This window comes from Dokdonia ponticola, from assembly GCF_042653865.1.
Lineage (GTDB): Bacteria > Bacteroidota > Bacteroidia > Flavobacteriales > Flavobacteriaceae > Dokdonia > Dokdonia ponticola.
This window is the reverse complement of record NZ_JBHSFV010000002.1, coordinates 429,384-446,860: the sequence shown is the minus strand read 5'-3', so window position 1 is coordinate 446,860 and position 17,477 is coordinate 429,384. Positions and strand designations below refer to the sequence as shown.

Genomic DNA, 17,477 nt, shown 5'->3' with positions numbered 1-17,477 from the left:
TAGAATTATGTAACAGATTTTCTATTGCATAATTCTGGTTAAAATTTACATTGTTTCTAGAACAATGTTTACTGTTTGTTTTTTGCCTAACATTTTAAGCATTTTGGTGTGATCATAAATCGCCTGCACCATCGATTTTTTTACATGATAGGGCATGCCGTATTCTTGAGCTGTTTCCGATACAATTTTAGTAAGATCTTTGTAGTGTATATGACACACGTCTGGCAATACGTGATGTTCTACTTGGTAATTCAATCCGCCTATAAGCCAGTATAAAAGTTTGCTGTTAGGAGAAAAATTAGTCGTCGTTTCAAATTGATGTCTGTACCAGTTATTTTGAACTATTCCTTGCGTATCAGGAAGGGGGAACTCATTAGCTGGCATAATATGGGCAATTTGAAAAACAATACTCACTAACATTCCTGTTACAAAATGCATGGCCAAAAAGGCTAATAAAATCAGCCACCAAGGATGAGGAAGTAAGATCATAGGAAGCACAATAGCATAGGAGTAATAAAGCAATTTCCATGCAATCATACGTATTAGAGTCTTATTATATTCATTTTTTTTATCCAAAAATCCCATCTCTTTATAACGTTTTAAACGGACAAAATCTTTGGTGGTAATCCACGAAAGTGTTGAGATTCCATAAAAAAACCAAATATACAAGTGCTGGTATTGATGCACCCAATAATGCTTAGCATGAGGTGAAAATCGAAGGAAAAAAGGCGCGTTTAGGTCATCATCTGCTGCATCAATATTGGTGTAGGTATGATGCAATATGTTGTGTTGTATTTTCCAAATAGTGGCATTGGCACCTATCATATTAAACGTATATCCTAAAAGTGTATTAATCTTCTTATTTTTAGAATATGAGCCATGTATGGCATCGTGCATCACGCCCATTCCGATACCTGCCATTCCCAATCCGCTTAGGATGTAAAGGGTAAATAACAACCATACTGGGGTTACAATACCAGAGGCAAGCGTGAGGAGCGGTACAAAGAATAAGCTCAGCATACATACAGTTTTAAAAACCATATTTGCATTGGCATTCCGGCTTTTTTTATGCGTTTTAAAATAGGTGTTTACTCTGTTACGTAAGGTTTTAGAAAAGTCATGATCTATGACTCTAGAAAATTTTAAGGGATCGATACTATTACTCTTTATTGGATTGATACTCCTTCAAAAAACAATGAATTCTGTGTGTTAGGAAGCATAATGGGCACTCCAAAAACCTACATGCAATTGTTATGAAGATCTATGACGAAACAGCTTTATATTGACTGATAATCGTCTATTAAAAAATTGAAGAGAGCGAAGTATTGATAAAAGTTGTAAGAAATTAAAAATGAAAGCTGTCTAAATAATTAACTTTGTAAATATAGACTAAATAAAAGTAGGAATAACAAAAACCGAACAAGAGCCTTATTAAAACCTTTATAATAAGCAAAGTAACTAGTTATTTATTTCTAGTTTATACCCCACGCCATGTACATTGGTGATTTTAATGGAGGTATCGTCTTTTAATTTTTTACGAAGTTTGGAGATATACGTATCAAGACTTCTGCCCACAATCACGCCATTATCTTCCCAAACTCGTTTGGTAAGTTCATCTCGCTTAATGATCTGATTGGGTTGTGCTACAAAAATGGCTAACAATTCACATTCCTTTTTAGAAAGGCCAATCTCTACAGCCTCTTTTACTAATTTATTCTGTTCTGGATAAAAAGCAAAGATTCCGATAAAACTATGTGCAGTATGGGTTTCAGAGGTTGTGTGACTTTTTTTGCTTTCGCGAAAGCGTACCCATAACCGATCCCAAAAAGCCAGATATATGAGTACTAAAAAGAGAATAAATAGGAGTATTAAAAAGAATTGTTTACTTAAAAATGAAGTAGATTTCCCTGTAAATTGCGTTTTGATGGTAAAGCAATTTTCTGGCAAAACCCGGTTTGCACAAGGAATAATGTCTCTTTCTACATCATTTAAAATTCCAAAGCTATAGGCTACTTCTTGCCCCTCACATTCAATCACCTCGATAAGATATTGATCTGGAAGCGCTGCTTTTTTAAAATTTGTTTTTACAATACCTACAATATCATTGGGTGTAATAGAAAGAGGGCGCTCAAAAGAAAGTTCAAACAACCATGGGCTAATCTCAATCACAGGAAGCACAATAGACGTGCTGTCCTCATTAGCAAGAAGCAATTGATTTCCCACTTCTCGTAAAGCAATTTTCACTCTTTTAGGTATATTTTCGTCTTCCTGATTTGGGGTGAAAAAGAGCCACAGTAGGATCATGAAAACCACAAGTGCCAACCATGCGTAGCTATTTTTTCTGTTAAACATCATAGTTGCAAATAACACCTAATTTCTCGACTTATTACAGAGGTTGACATTTCTTTTACACTTTTTTGACACTTTCTGAAGGTGTAGTACTGGTTGTAAACCCCCATTACCATTGGATGATAGAGATACCCACACCCACCGTAGTTTGTTGATGATTATAATCTATTAAGTTTTCGCCATAGCCATGAAATACTTGTGCTAGAATTTGAAGATTATCCAATACCTTAAACGCATAATCTAATCGGACACTGCCTCTACTTTTAGAGCCTCCTCTGAGGGAATGTTTAGCTATAATACTGACATCATGCCTTCCTTTGGAAAAATTAGAAAGTAACTCTGCACGACCAACATAGTCTTGTATGTCTGGATTATTATCTTCGGTTTCATTTTCTGGTAACCGCCACCAAGGGCGTAACACGACACTCCAAGCTGGACGCTCCCAACCAAATTGTAACACAATCCGATTCCAACTTCTTGAAAAAGGATCTGATCGCCCGTTACTTTGATGATTTACACCTATACCACTTAAAACACCTTCAAAACCAAAAATTTTGTAAGGCGTATGAAAAACAAGCATCAATTCGGGTTCATAATTGGTTTCTCTAAAAGGTCTTGAAATACTGGCACTATACAACTGCCATCTAGAAGATTGTGTGTATCCAATCCACAGGTCCCCTCCTAGCTCATCTCCAAATATTTTTTTTATCGCTCTCGATTTAAAACTAAGTTGAAATTTGAGTTCTGTATCAGAAAAAAGTGTAGGAGTCGTTACCGTATTTAACGGATTTGGACTCGTAGGGAGATTGTTAATTGCAGAAGTATAATTGGCAAATAACACATACACTGGTTTATAGGGTGTTACTTTAAATAGCTTGGTGCTATCATCTTTTAGTAACCACCGCTTAGATAAAGTTTCTTTCCTGTTTTGAAAAAAGGTTTGTCCTATGCTATTGCTCGTTATAAAAATAAATACGAATAGGAAACGATAGGTATTCATGGGTAATATTGCTTTTGTTTTGATATAGTGCCTTGATGTAAAAGTACTAAGATCGTAAGATATCTCTTTTGTACAAAAATAGCAGGATATCTATAGCATACGCTTTTGTAATTCAATAAACGTATTAAAAATTATAAACATCTGTTTGATAATACGCTGCATTTTATATCTTTAGATGGCTTATTCTTCACTTTATAACATACAGTATGTCACAATCCAACCAAAATTTTATAGACCAATTTCCAAAACACATTAGAATTATTAGTATGGGAGATTCGTTGTACCATTACGCCCGTGTGATTTCAAATACCCGTTTTGGCCATTTACCCGCTATGATTGCCTATTGCAAAGCAGCCAGTGATGTACAGGATTGTCTTGCGTTCTGTAAAGCGCATACGTTTCCTTTCAGAATAAGGTCTGGGGGACATCAACATGAAGGAATGTCTTCTGGAAATGGGGTGCTCATTATTGATCTGTCAGAGATGGATACTATTGAATACTTAGACCATGACCATGCATGGATTTCTTCAGGAAAACAACTAGGAAAAGTATATTCAGCATTAGAAGCACGTGGTCAGATCATTCCTGGTGGTGGTTGTCAGTCTGTCAATGTAGGCGGATTAACCCAGGGAGGTGGCTGGGGACCTTCTATTCGGAAATATGGGATGACCTGTGACTCGGTTCTTGAATTTGAAATCGTCCTTGCCGATGGTACTATTGCGTATCCCTCTGCTACACACTTGCCAGACTTGTTTTGGGCGCTCAAAGGTGGCGGTGGTGGAAATTTTGGTGTGGTGACAAAGTTTAAATTTAAATTATCATCGCTTGGAGAAGTCACTACCTCTTTTTCATTACTTTGGACAGAAAGAAATGAGGCCATAAAAGCACTAAAAATATGGACTGTCCTTCATGCAGATCTCACAGCATTAGATCCTGCCTTATCTACTGCGTGTGGAATGATGATCGCTGATCCTAAGGGAGCAAATCTTCCAGAGGGACATCTAAGTGCGGTGCATAGTCGTATGGGAGGACTTTTTTACGGTTCTAAAGACGCATTACTCGCACTATTAAAAAAACATTTTGGAGATTTGATTCCAGAAGAAAGTGGTTTTGTTTCCCTTTTAGAGAAAAAGCACCATCCATCCAATAAAAAAAATCTAGCTAGCCAAAAAGAAACGTTTTCGCTTTCAAGACATCAAAGTGTTGTTTCTGAATTTGTGAATCCCACTACGCCCATGTACAATCCTACTGTACTTCATGATCGTTGTGGAGATCGTAACCTCCGAGTACTTCCTGATGCCCCCGCTTCTACCTGTGATCGTCCGCATCCTCATAAAGTGACTTCGGGCTTTCCGAAAGCAAGTACAGTCCAAGAACATCATGCGTTAGTAGAGGCTATCTATGAGTATTTAGGACGTACCTGTTTTTATTCAGATGTAAGTAGATATATGAGCTTTCATTGTTTGGGAGGTGCGGTCACACATCATCCAGAACAACGCGCTTTTGCATTCCCTACAAAACCATATTTATTACAAATACAATGTTGGTGGGATGATGCAGGAAATGCGTTTACCAATGAAGAACGAAATAAAACCTATGTACACTGGGTAGTAGATTTCAGAAAAAATCTATTGCCTCATATAGAAAACGCCTTTATCAATTTTGTAGATAAATCGTTAGTACCACATCCAGAAACCCCTGCAGGGCGTCTTGACCTTTTAGAAATGTATTACGGGGCTAACTTTAAAAAACTACGTGAGATAAAAAAGAATTATGACACTGACAATCTATTTGATTTTGAGATGAGTATTCCTCAAGATAAAAAGTAAGTACACATACTCATTGGAATTTTTTTGAGGTATGAATTGATGATGTTTACGCTTTCGCGAAAGCGCATACAGAAAGAATTATATAGGTATTTATGCCCTTATCTTTCTATTCAGAAATCTCTAACACCTTTTTAGTAACTATAAACAAGGTATTTAGAATTTTTATGACTATAAATATAGTCAAATAACTATATTTATAGTCATTGTTTGGAAAAAGTTATATATTTGTCCTATGAAAGAACTTACAAAGGCAGAAGAACAAGTCATGCAATACGTATGGAGATTGGAAAAAGCTTTTCTCAAAGACATTGTAGATGCATTTCCAGAACCAAGACCTGCGTATACCACCATTTCTACAGTAGTGCGCGTACTGGTCAAAAAAGAGTTTTTACAATACGATACCTTCGGAAAAATAAGACAGTACTCTCCTACCATTTCTAAAGAAGCCTATTTTAAAGGGCATATCAAAGATGTGATTGGGAATTTTTTTAGTGGTTCTGTAAGCACATTTGCTTTATCCTTTACCGAAGGAGAAGATATGAATCTTACCGAATTGGAAAAGATGAAACGTATGATCGAAGAAAAAATAGAACGTTTAAGAGAAAATGGAAATTAATATGTTATCGTATCTTTTTCAAGTCATGATTGCTTTTTCAGTGCTATATGTTCTATATCGTTTCGTATTTAGTACACTTACATTTCATTCGCTCAATAGAGTTGTTCTACTAGCGATACTTCCTTTATCTATTGGATTACCGTTACTAACACACATCCTGCCTCCTATAGTACACCCTATCCAAGAAATACCGCAATTAGTTGAGCAAATGACCATAGTACTCACGACATCTGCATTACCTGCCGGAGATGAGCATGTAATTATGAATTCTTTTAACTATTGGATTCTTGTCTATACTAGTTACTTTTTGGGTCTTGGGATTTACTTACTTCGATTTTGTGTGAGTATACATCGTTTGTTTCGTATTAAAAAAAAGGCTACCGGTATTCGTCAGGATGATCATGTTCTTTATCAAGCTCCTGTTTCAAATATCTTTTCCTACTTCCATTGGATATTTGTGCCTCAGTCAATCACATATGACCCCCTAATTATAGCACACGAGAAAGCGCATAGCCAATTTAAACATACAATAGATATCTTACTTGTTGAAATCTACATTGCTTTCTTTTGGTGGAATCCGCTGGTATATCTATACAGGAAATCTTTGAAATCTGTTCATGAATACCAAGCAGATCAATGTGTACTTAGAGAAGATGTAAAAACATCTGACTATTTACAATTAATTGCACAAAGCCTAGAAATTAAGAGACCTAATCAGCTTTACAGTTATTTTAACACCCCCATTCTCAAAAAACGTATAGATATGATGACCAAAAAAACCTCTCATAATCGTTCAAAGCTTATGTATTTTCTACTACTTCCCGTAGCTGCACTATGCTTCATCGCTTTTACAAAACCAATGACAGCACCTTCTATTGTGCAAGACACTTTACAAATTATAAAACATACGGACATCACGCCTACGTTGGCTTTTCCTATTGAAGGTGGTTCAACGCAACAGATTACGGCTTTTTTTGATGCAGATATAAAAGACCCAACAACTAAAAAAGAAAAAGTACATACAGGAATAGATATTAGAGCAGCAATAGGTACACCCATCATCGCTACTGCTGATGGTACTGTTTTTCTATCTAGAGAAGTTGGTGCATGGGGCAATCTTATTAAAATCCAACATCAAGATGGTTATGAAACTTGGTATGCACATCTAAAAGATTTTAATACACATTATGGGAAATCTGTAAAAAAAGGAGATGTGATAGGCTATGTAGGTATAACAGGTAATTCTTCAGGCCCTCATTTACATTTTGAATTAAAACATGATAAACAAAGCTTGAATCCTCTTAACTATTTCGAAAAATAAAAAAATATCATAATCCAAACATATCTACGTTACGTATCTAAGTTTTATTAATGCACATATATCCCTACATTAATTATTTTATGAAACGCATTTTTTTATTTTTTCTTTATATGAGTGCCTACCAAGGGTACAGTCAAATGGTTGATCAAAGTTTAATAAAGCTAGATTCTATTTCCCTAAGCACACAGGTTGAAGCCATCACAGCTATAATGCAACAGCAAACTCAGGATAGCTTACGTCACGTTTTTATGACAGAACATTGGGACACGATTACATTTAACCCATATAAAGAATATCAACTCACCTACCCTTTTGGGATCACCTTTAGCGATAGTACCTATGCCTCTCCTGTGGCTCATAAAAAGGTAATAACCTCTCGGTATGGATGGCGTAATCGAAGAGCGCATAAGGGTATTGATATCGATTTGGTTACTGGTGATGATGTGATGGTGATGTTAGATGGTAAAGTACGCGCAGTGAGAACCTTTCCTGGATTGGGGAAAACTGTTGTAGTAAGACATGAAAACGGCTTAGAAACGGTATATGCACATCTTTCTAAGCAATTGGTAAAAGTTAATGATCTCGTTACCAAAGGTACCGCTATTGGAAAAGGCGGTAACACAGGAAATTCTAGAGGGAGCCATTTGCATCTAATTGTGAGTTATAAAGGAATGTATATCAATCCTGAGTATTTATTTGAATTTGATGAAGAAAATAGTATCCGAAATCAAGAGCTTTGGGTCAATCGAAAATGGGTCACTCCGTATTTACATAGTTCTAAACGACAAACGTCTATTGTCACTTCAACGACCTACGACGAGGCGCTTGAAAACAAAGCGCAGCAAAAGAAAATCTATGTGGTTAGAAAAGGAGATACACTTTCTAAAATTGCTAGTAAATACAACACGTCGATCACAGCGATTTGTAAAGAAAATTCGATTACCAAAACAAGTACGTTGAGAATTGGACAGCAATTGGTGGTGAATAAGTAATGCTTTGCGGGTTTTAAGGTGATGTGTACGCTTTCGCGAAAGCATACACTGTAGCTAAAAGTAATATAGCAACCATAGAAGGAAATAGTATTGTGATTCAAGGTACCGTCATCCCAATAGGTCAAACGTATAAATCGAATATTCATAGGTTATTAGAGTAGAAAATTCTTGCTTTTTTCTATATTGCTATTACCAAAATTCAAACCAACACACATTATGGCTACAAAAGATATGATTTTAGGAAAATTACAAACGTTGATCACTCAAGATTTTAACGACCCTAAAGCAGCGTTTGCATTTTTTGATGAAGATGGCAATGGCACTTTATCAAAAACAGAAATTGTAAGACTCCTTAAAAAAGCAGAGATTTCTGGACTTATCCGTGGCTTTGTGGCTAACAAACTTATAGAGGGCTACAGCAAAGATGGGGATGAAGAAGTGAGCTGGAATGAATTTAAAGCTGCATTGGACGAAATAAAGGAATAGTTCGTTTTTACATATATAAGTGTGTGCAAGATGATGCAAACATCACTTTGTTAATTGATTTATGGGTATGCTCCTACCTGCCGGCAAGCAGGTTCGCGAAAGCAAAACAAACGAGATTATCTAGAATCTATAAAATTAAATTTGTTTGTGATATAACACGTGATCTCGAGCGACTTCGAGTAGTTTCTACATTAGATCTAATATCAATTTCATCTAAAATGAGTTCTTCTGGAGTGTCTTCAATAAACAGTTCTTTTGCTTCTTGGAATTTTAAATTCCCTAAATTTTCAATAAAAGAAACACGTACTTGATAGGTTTCTGCGTCCTTAAATCCTTGAAATAAATCATGCGACTCTAAGGTTTCTCCTCTAAAAAGTGGTTTTACAATGCTGCGATGTTGTAACAGCCCCTTTTGACTGGTTAAAAATCCAGTTCTGTATAATTCCCCTTCGCGGATATAGTATACTATTTTGTAAAACAATGTCGGTATTTGGATGGTCTCCTCCCCTACATCGGTTACAAAGTCTGGATCTGTACCCAATAATAATGGACCTGTCATCAAGGATATTTTAAGAGATTGTTTCACCACTTCATGGTGTAAGATATAATCTTCGATACGTCTCCACACACCCCTATTTAAGCGATCTACCTGGGGTACGGCATTAGTGTAATAAAAGGTTGAAACGGCGGCTTTTTTAGCGATTGCTGTCGTTTGTCCCCATTGCACATCTTCTCTTTTGGTTAAATGTCCTCTGTCAAAATCACTACCTGCGGCTCCATACAGTTCTTGTCCTAATTGATGTACTTCTGGAATCCGACTGTCTTTCCTCCAAACGTCACTCCCTGAAAAAAGAGCTTCCCTGCTTATAGATTTAAAAAAAGCACCATCTATATTGGTCGCCGTATAATAAGGAAATTTCCGAAACGGACTATGCAATACACTAAAATGTACATAGTCCAAATAATAATCTTCCCAGTGTAAAGTCTCTTGCCGAAACTTTTCTATTTCTTGCCTATCGATAAGCGGTACTGCTACGGTATGACCTTTAAGAAAGGAAGGGGAATATGCCATTAGATGCTATTATATTCTTTAAAAACTCATTTGGCAAATAGTACTTAAAGTGCCATCAAATGGTGTTTTAAGTACTATTTCCTAAAAATTTACTGTTTGAGTTTATTAATTTCTTCTTTCATGTGTTTTAACTGCATTGATATGGTCTCATCGGTGTTGTAATGTTCTAGAAATCCTATTTGTAATAATTCTATTTGTATATATCTAGGGCTATATAGCTGTAGAAATACATTTTTAAACTTCGTTGTGATATCTAATGTTGGATCTGCGATAAAATTATTTTTAAAGAGGAATAGCGCATACTCTGCTTCTGCTATACTAATTCTGACGTCTAAGTCTACATTGAGTCTTTCTTTTGTCTCAATATCTTTATAGAGCATTAACACATGGGTTTTAACGTCTTTAATACCTTCAAAAGCTTCACAAGTTTTTAAGTGATCAACGAGTGTTTTACTCCCTAATCCTTCTAAAATATGTCCTATTAAAATCATATTGGTAATCGCATCTAAGCAATCAGCATCATAGAGATCTTTAGAAACGCTAAAACTTTTCTGATAATTAGCAAATGCTTTAGAGAGGTAGCTTATAGCACTTGTTTTTTCAATTTTTGACCTTACACTGAATTTTGTAGAAGCAAACTTATACGCATTGGCAATGATGTTTAATCGGCTTGGGTTTTCGCCGATAAGGCATAAAAATTCTATCTCTCGTAAATCCTCTTCAAGAGTTTTCTTTGTAAACTTCCTTGTTTTTATAATACAATATTGCTCTAAGGCGCCTATAGAAAAGGTTCCTTTTCCATATTTAAAGAGTTCTTTAAATTTTTGAAATGCAATTTCATATTCATCTAGCTCATTGTAAATTAGCGCTTCTTTTTCTAATACAATCGCGTCTAGGAGATTGGATTGTTCTGCTTTTTCTAGATAAATATTTAACTTTTCGAGGGTTCTGTCTTTATTATTTTTTCGATCTCTGATCTCGTTTAATAAGTTATCCAAATCAGTGTGAACCTGCGAGTCTATCACATAATCTAATGCATCCTTTTTACTGTGTTTTCTGTTAGTGAACGTATAAAATTGGTTTCCATAGCACTGATAAGCACCCCAAGTATTGGTACGGCGATGATTTTGGAAACAAGCCATACGGGCTTTCTGAACGGAGTTTCCAAAATTGTAGCCTTGGAACATATTAGCATAAAAAGTTTCTGAGAATTCTTTCGCGGCAGCGTCATCAACCGCCCAACCAGAAATAATGATAGCTTTAACACCCATTTCAATAAGTTGGGTTCCTACATTGGCAGCTAGTTTATACCGATTTCTACTGAATGAATCATCTGATGCATTCATTGCCCCTGAGTAGCAACAGTTGATAAATACAAACTCTGGCACGTATCCTATCTGTCGTAGTTTTTGAGGATCAATGAAAATTCCATCACCGATCGCGATACCTACTTTTCCATTTTCTATATCATAAAGACCATGCCCTGCAAAGTGCATAATCTTATATTGCTCATTGTAAAGCTCATTGGTAATGTCTAACGATGATGCCCCAATAAGCGGATATGTTTTGTATGCGTATGCATCAAAGGCTTTGGTTACTCTCTCGGCTTCTGCTTTGGCGGCTGGAAGTTCTGGTAATGTGTTGTCATTATAGATCGGATCTCCAATCACAAGAACATTTTTATTATATAATGCGACTTGATTAAATCGCTCACTATTAGAAGTTACTAATTGTCGAATGAATGTCGAACTCACGGCAATAGGCATGTCCCCCGCTTTGGAATCATGTAATAATTCCCAAGGAATCTCTGCCGACTTTTTATCAACTTTAATAATTAAGTTTCCTTGGTTTCTAAAAACATTTTTAAAATCATTTGGAATTAACATCGCAAATAGCGTGTTGGATAAACGCTGATCCCATTTTGACACATGGGCTTGTGCTTGTAATATATGCTGGATATCCTTAAAATCTATGGCAATAAACTCTTCTTCTACTCTAGCTAATCCATTGGAAGCGTAATACTTAAATCCATTTTTATGATCCTCTCTATCTACATGGGTAATGTGTAAGTTATACCAATTACCATAACTATCAGAGGTGTAAGATTGTTTTTTCTTAGCGCCTGTTCTTCGTATAATTCCCTTGTTGAGTGTAAATGGAATACGTACATCATCGTGTCTAATATTACTTAATATAAAATACGCTTGGCTTGCTATGGATTCATAATAATTGATAATTTCAATGTTTTTAATAGGTTTTAAGCCTTGTGTAGCGCCTTCATTTTTCAAATATTCATTGGCTTTTGCGACACCTAATAAAATCCCTTTTATAGATTCTTCAATAGGAAGTTTTCCAAAACCTATTCCCATTAATATGAAAGAGATTCCAGAGGCATATTTTTTTGCTTCTGGTAGCGTATAGTTATCCCGCATAAACATCGCATATTTTAATGCAGCGAGTTTTACCGTTTTAGAGAGTAAGAATTGTGTTAGGGATTCTGAAGATCCTAAACCGCATATAATGGCTCCTTTAGGTTGTGTGCCGAGGTTGAAAAAGACTTCACTCTCTCCTATTTTACCCGGATAATGACCAATCCCCATACGCTGTGACAAACGATCATTAAGATATCCATCTAGTGCTTTTTCTGCACTTAAAATAAGATCCATAAAAAAGTGTCCTACCATCACGGGATACGATGATTCCTTTAAATCCCCATTAATAACTGTGACTTGAAATTCTTCTGATGGTACGCTTTTTTGTTTTTGTGTACCAAAAATAGCATCAACAACGGCTTCTGAGTCCACTAAAGGCGCTACATATTCATGAACATCTGTAATAACTTCTGCCCCTCCTCTGCTTAAAGTAGGCTGTGTACTCAGCTTATTGGTTTTACCTCTTTCTAAAAGTTCCATGACACCCTCAAAAATTGAAGGCTCATTAGCAAGTTCCCCGTGACCTATATCTGTATAATACAAATTATTGCTTTGTAATAGCTGTTTTGGGATCCCTGTTTTCCAGGTTACACTACCATCTCCAAACGAAGTGGCTTTGTAAACGAGTTTTTTGTGTGATGATAAAAATCGGTTTTTAAAGGAATAATCACAGACGGTTTTGTCTGCTTTTCCACATATATAATAAATCTTATCAAAAAAATCACTCTTTTCTTCGGTTTCCAAGTCTTTCAAAAAGGAAATGACATTGGATCTATAGTCATTAAATTTTGACAAGGAATCCTTATTATCTGAGACATCTGGAATGATATCTAAGTGTGCCTTACTTTTTATGGAATTCCAAAAAGTCGCCGTCCAAAACTTACGTTGTGTGACTTCTTCTACGGGCAGGAGCTCAAACACGCCAGGAAATTTCCAAAAGATTTTCAGTAAATCTTCTTTATCATTCCTAAAATCAATCATAGCGAGTTGTTTTACTCGTCGGCTATGTCCTGTGAGGACTTCCATAATCAGATAAGACCCTAGCCAAGGGGTACCTAGCATTACAAATTTATTATTCTTTGGCTGTATAAAGGCGTTCCATGTTTCGGGGAAATCCATCATAAACTGTCTTGCTAAGAGTCCTCCCATCGAGTGCGCTACAATATGTACGTTTACATTGGCTTTAAGCATTCTTTTAATAAGTGCTTCTAATCCAACAGCGGCTTCAGAAACTGACTTCCGCCAGTCAAACTCATAAGATACTACATCATACTTTGATGAAAAGTGATCTCCAAATTGTTTGTAAAACTTCTCAACAACCCCAGACGCTTTGACATTTTTTGCATCCACAGCAAGTTTATCGACGATAGCCCCTTTATTGAGGGCTCTCATTTGAATCCACTGATCTTTACCTGCAGCACTCAACGTAGATCCCATAATCCCTGGGATTAAAATCAATACATCTCTAGTAATGGTTTCTGGTTCTTCAAAACGAACCCCAGCCATGGACAGTTTATCTAATAAAATACCACGTTGACCATGAGCATATACTTCTTTGGTATATAAGTTTTTAACCCCACTGCTTGATGGGACTAAGGCTTCTAAAATAGCCTCACATGAATTTTCATTTTTAAAATAGTTAAAGTGATTGGTCTGAGCATCTTGAGAGGTAAAAAGATAATATCCATCCAAACGCTTTACCCCATATACCATACTACTCGTATCCACAACTAAGTCATTGGCTTGTCTGTAAAAAAGATTCGCAAGAATGACCTTTAAGGACTCAAAAGACACCCCTCCTACTTCGGAATCTCCAATAATATTATACAAATCACTTTCGACACTGGTATCTGCAGCGTTTAGCATTTTTTGAAATAACGACCCTGGAATCATACTATTTAATCCAGGCAGCACGTCTGCGTCATCTTTCTGACTAATCAGCTCTAATAAAAACGATTTTACAATTCCATATATGGGATTTTTGATGCCAAACGCTAAGGAAATGGTATTTAATAGAAGATTAAAGAAATGATCGACACGCTCAGATAAAATAGTTGTTCCATTGGCAGGTGCTGCCACGCGAACGATCTTGTTCACCGTAATTTTCTTTTTAAGAGCGAGTTTGTTGATCTCTTGTATTACATCATATTCTTGAAGTTCTTCTTTCCCTTCAGCGATGGCTTTTTCTTTTTTTCTTAGAAAAATATCTTGCTCATTTTTACTAAAGCCAACTTCCTGATTTTCGTTATTGTTATAATCACATTTTGCCAAAATATCAGCAACAAGTCCTCCTCTAGAATGGCTCATAATATCTAGGCTACAGTTTTCTGGACACACTTTTAAAAAGTCTAAAGCATTTTTTAAAGGGCTTTCAGATAACGTATAGTGATCAAAAGCGATCACATTATTCTTGTATTGCGTCCGTAATGTATCCCAAGTATCACTCTCTTGTAACTGTCCAAAAGCATCTACAGAAGAAGAAAGCGTTCCGTGTATGAGTAGCAAATAATGCGTGAGCTCTTTATTTTTTTTGAAGGGAACTCTTTTAAAGCTTTTGTCTATTGTGTATAGTCCTGGATTCGGTTGCACTTTGTTGTCATACTTCTCGCCTAAAGCAGCCATGGTGGTTGCTGCCACACTTTTTTTAGGCTTAAAAATGCTAAAGAACTTAACAACTGTCTGTTTTACAGAACCTCTCGTATCTGCTTGTGTAGAAATTTGAGTTTCAAAAACGTAGTCACCTTCAGTGACAGATCGTTTTTTGAGTACCCGTTCATCATATATTTCTTGAATATCTTCTGGATGACCTATCCATTCTGTTTGATCAGAAAACTGTAAAGCGACAAGATCATTCTCTTCAAACTCAACATTGATTTCTTTGCTGTGTGATCGGGTCGTTGAGAGTTCTATGTACTCCTTTAATTCAAACATAGAAGCAACATCAGGAGGTAACGAAACATTCATCTGTTTCGCATTTGCACTGGTACCGTATAATTTTGCTTTTTTAGTCATCATCTGCTAGTATTTAATTAAAAAAAAACATAAAATCACAAAATAAAAGAGCCATCACTTAATTGATAGCCAAAATTATTTTGGATATTTTAAATAGTAAAAGGGGAATTGTCTAAAAAAGGGAACCTAAATATACAAAAAAAGATAACTGCTTATTACTTTGCGTTATTCTATAAGCTCCTAAATTTTTCGAGTAATTGACCCTTTACCAACTTTTGAGTATTCAATACTATGTTTTTAAAGAATACAGGACCATACAAGATAAGAGGTATTTTTCTGAGTACGCTTTCGCGAACCTGCCTGCCGGCAGGAGCATACCCAATAAATTATTAATTATATTTATACGATGTCTATCCCTTCAAAAACACTATTTGACTTTATTTCCTCTACAGTGGAACTTTCCCATACAGATCAGGCAGCTATTGAAAATATCCTTTCTCTAGAGACCTATCACAAATATGACATACTTATAAAACAAGGACAAGTCTGCAACACCTTACGTTTTGTAGTTTCAGGAGTTTATAGAGTCTACCGCATTGAAGATGGCAAAGAGATCACGAGTTATTTTAATTATGAATCCAGAAATCCTTTTGTAGCTTCCTTTGTGAGTCTTCTTACTCAAAAACCTAGTGTAGAGATTGTTGAATGTATCCTTCCAGGCACAGTACTATCGGTATCGTACAAAGATTGGACATCCCTTTACGACAAAAGTCCATCGTTACATACCTTTGGAAGGCGCATGGCTGAGTATAATTATGTCCTAGCCATGGAGCGAATCGAATCTCTACAATATCAAACCGCAACAGATCGCTATAGGGCTTTTATACAACTATATCCATCGTTACTGAATAGGATTCCACATCACTATATTGCCTCCTATTTAGGTATTACGCCAGAATCTTTGAGCCGGATACGGAAACAGCTTTAAAATCTTACCATACATCAATGCCCATCATTGTTATAATGCTCAACTTTGAACTATGGAAAACAAAAATACATACCTTGACTGGCTCAAACTTTCTCAACTCACTGAGAGCGAAACTACCATCGCATGTTTTGAAGAAGTAGAAAAACAGTATACCCATGCTAGTAGGTATTATCACACCTTAGGGCATGTGAATGATTTATTTACGCACATTAAAAAAGCAGGGCTATCTGATGTAGAAACAATAATACTCGCGCACGTGGCCTTATTTCATGATGTTATTTACAATAGTGTTTCTAAAGAAAATGAAATCAAGAGTGCTCAATTTGCCCAACTATGGTTAGAAAAACTTAATGTAAAAAGGTCGCTTCGTGAGCAGATAGAAATCATAATTCTTGCGACAGCTACGCATATCGCTGATGATTCATTGGCGCAGTTATTCCTTGATATGGATCTATCAATTCTAGGCGCCTCTCCAGAAAAATACACTGATTATTACAAAGCAGTTAGAAAAGAATATAAGAACATACCATTGTTCCTTTATAAACGTGGTCGCAAACGGTTTTTACTAGAAACGCTTGCCAAATCATTCATTTTTTACACCCAAAAATATCGAAAATTGTATGAAAAACAGGCGCGGGTGAATATGCAAGAGGAATTAGATCGTTTGTAAGTTATTATTTTTCAGATATAGATAATGGCGTATACGCTCCTGCCTGCCGGCAAGGCAGGTTCGCGAAAGCGTGTGAAAAATCAACTAAAAGAATCATAAATCATTCTAAAGTATTCATACATTTTCGAGTGGTTATGTATCTTGCATACTCATGAAGAACACCCCTGAAATAGCCTTAGAAGCTGTACGAAACTATTTGAATCAGATTTCAGAACTCACCGATACGGATTGGAATTTCTTTTCTTCTAAACTCATCAGACGTGAGCTTCCGAAAAAAACTATTTTTTTACCCGTAGGTACTGTAGAAAATCACATCTCTTTTATCGTATCGGGCATTGTGCGGCTCTATATTCCAAAATCAGAACCTAGTAAGGAAATCACTTTTGGGTTTAGTTTTAAAGAGCAATTTATCAGTGCGTACGATTCGTTTTTAACCCGTAGACCATCGCTGTACGAACTTCAAACCCTCAACAATACGACGCTTCTAAGTATCACGTATGATGATTTACAAGAGGTGTACAGCACTACTCAAATTGGCAATCTCATCGGAAGACTCACCGCCGAACGCTTATTTCTTATCAAATCCAAAAGAGAACAAACCTTATTGAATTATACTGCTGAAGAACGGTATCTAGACCTTTTTAAAAACCGCCCCGAAGTCATTAAGGAAATCCCTTTAAAGTATATTAGTTCCTACATTGGCGTCACACCACAAGCATTGAGTCGTATTCGGAAACGGATTATACCAAGCAAATTATAAATCTACGTGA

General features: G+C 36.1%; 13 protein-coding genes. 8 read left to right on the top strand and 5 right to left on the bottom strand.

Features of this window, described 5'->3' with window-relative positions:
- Positions 1-45: 45 nt before the first annotated feature.
- From ACFO3O_RS06005 to ACFO3O_RS05995, 3 genes are all read right to left on the bottom strand, one after another.
- Positions 46-1,020 (bottom strand): fatty acid desaturase family protein, encoded by a 975-nt coding sequence (locus ACFO3O_RS06005; RefSeq protein ID WP_379977652.1) that lies wholly within the window; start codon positions 1,018-1,020, stop codon positions 46-48.
- Positions 1,021-1,458: 438 nt separating this feature from the next.
- Positions 1,459-2,355 carry a winged helix-turn-helix domain-containing protein gene (locus ACFO3O_RS06000; RefSeq protein ID WP_379977651.1) on the bottom strand — a complete coding sequence of 299 codons (897 nt, stop codon included), beginning with the start codon at positions 2,353-2,355 and terminating at the stop codon, positions 1,459-1,461.
- A 103-nt stretch (positions 2,356-2,458) separates the two neighbouring features.
- Positions 2,459-3,349: a phospholipase A gene (locus ACFO3O_RS05995; protein WP_379977650.1), complete on the bottom strand. Its 891-nt coding sequence runs from the start codon at positions 3,347-3,349 to the stop codon at positions 2,459-2,461.
- Between the two features lie 206 nt (positions 3,350-3,555).
- Here ACFO3O_RS05995 and ACFO3O_RS05990 point away from each other — a divergent pair, with 206 nt between their 5' ends.
- The 5 genes from ACFO3O_RS05990 (at position 3,556) to ACFO3O_RS05970 (ending at position 8,593) form a co-directional block, all read left to right on the top strand.
- Positions 3,556-5,178 carry an FAD-binding oxidoreductase gene (locus ACFO3O_RS05990; RefSeq protein WP_379977649.1) on the top strand — a complete coding sequence of 541 codons (1,623 nt, stop codon included), beginning with the start codon at positions 3,556-3,558 and terminating at the stop codon, positions 5,176-5,178.
- Positions 5,179-5,410: 232 nt separating this feature from the next.
- The gene (locus tag ACFO3O_RS05985; protein WP_379977648.1) at positions 5,411-5,794 is read left to right on the top strand and encodes a BlaI/MecI/CopY family transcriptional regulator; all 384 of its coding nucleotides are present in this window, start codon (positions 5,411-5,413) and stop codon (positions 5,792-5,794) included.
- 1 nt (position 5,795) lies between these two features.
- Positions 5,796-7,115 carry a peptidoglycan DD-metalloendopeptidase family protein gene (locus ACFO3O_RS05980; protein ID WP_379977647.1) on the top strand — a complete coding sequence of 440 codons (1,320 nt, stop codon included), beginning with the start codon at positions 5,796-5,798 and terminating at the stop codon, positions 7,113-7,115.
- An 80-nt stretch (positions 7,116-7,195) separates the two neighbouring features.
- Entirely contained in the window at positions 7,196-8,107 is a 912-nt protein-coding gene (locus ACFO3O_RS05975; RefSeq protein WP_379977646.1) for a peptidoglycan DD-metalloendopeptidase family protein, read from the top strand.
- 216 nt (positions 8,108-8,323) lie between these two features.
- Complete coding sequence (locus ACFO3O_RS05970) at positions 8,324-8,593, top strand: EF-hand domain-containing protein (RefSeq protein WP_379977645.1); 270 nt, start codon at positions 8,324-8,326, stop codon at positions 8,591-8,593.
- A 127-nt stretch (positions 8,594-8,720) separates the two neighbouring features.
- On the opposite strand, the gene ACFO3O_RS05965 is transcribed toward ACFO3O_RS05970, so the two are convergent.
- Together ACFO3O_RS05965 and ACFO3O_RS05960 are read right to left on the bottom strand one after the other, a co-directional pair.
- A complete protein-coding gene (locus ACFO3O_RS05965; protein WP_379977644.1) occupies positions 8,721-9,665 on the bottom strand; it encodes a DNA/RNA non-specific endonuclease in 945 nt (314 codons plus the stop codon).
- 89 nt (positions 9,666-9,754) lie between these two features.
- Entirely contained in the window at positions 9,755-15,112 is a 5,358-nt protein-coding gene (locus ACFO3O_RS05960) for a DUF7379 domain-containing protein (RefSeq protein WP_379977643.1), read from the bottom strand.
- 343 nt (positions 15,113-15,455) lie between these two features.
- Here ACFO3O_RS05960 and ACFO3O_RS05955 point away from each other — a divergent pair, with 343 nt between their 5' ends.
- The 3 genes from ACFO3O_RS05955 (at position 15,456) to ACFO3O_RS05945 (ending at position 17,467) form a co-directional block, all read left to right on the top strand.
- Positions 15,456-16,037, top strand: a complete 582-nt coding sequence (locus ACFO3O_RS05955) for a Crp/Fnr family transcriptional regulator (protein ID WP_379977642.1) — start codon at positions 15,456-15,458, stop codon at positions 16,035-16,037.
- Between the two features lie 52 nt (positions 16,038-16,089).
- The gene (locus tag ACFO3O_RS05950) at positions 16,090-16,707 is read left to right on the top strand and encodes an HD domain-containing protein (RefSeq protein ID WP_379977641.1); all 618 of its coding nucleotides are present in this window, start codon (positions 16,090-16,092) and stop codon (positions 16,705-16,707) included.
- 151 nt (positions 16,708-16,858) lie between these two features.
- Positions 16,859-17,467 carry a Crp/Fnr family transcriptional regulator gene (locus ACFO3O_RS05945; RefSeq protein ID WP_379977640.1) on the top strand — a complete coding sequence of 203 codons (609 nt, stop codon included), beginning with the start codon at positions 16,859-16,861 and terminating at the stop codon, positions 17,465-17,467.
- The last annotated feature ends 10 nt before the right edge of the window (positions 17,468-17,477 follow it).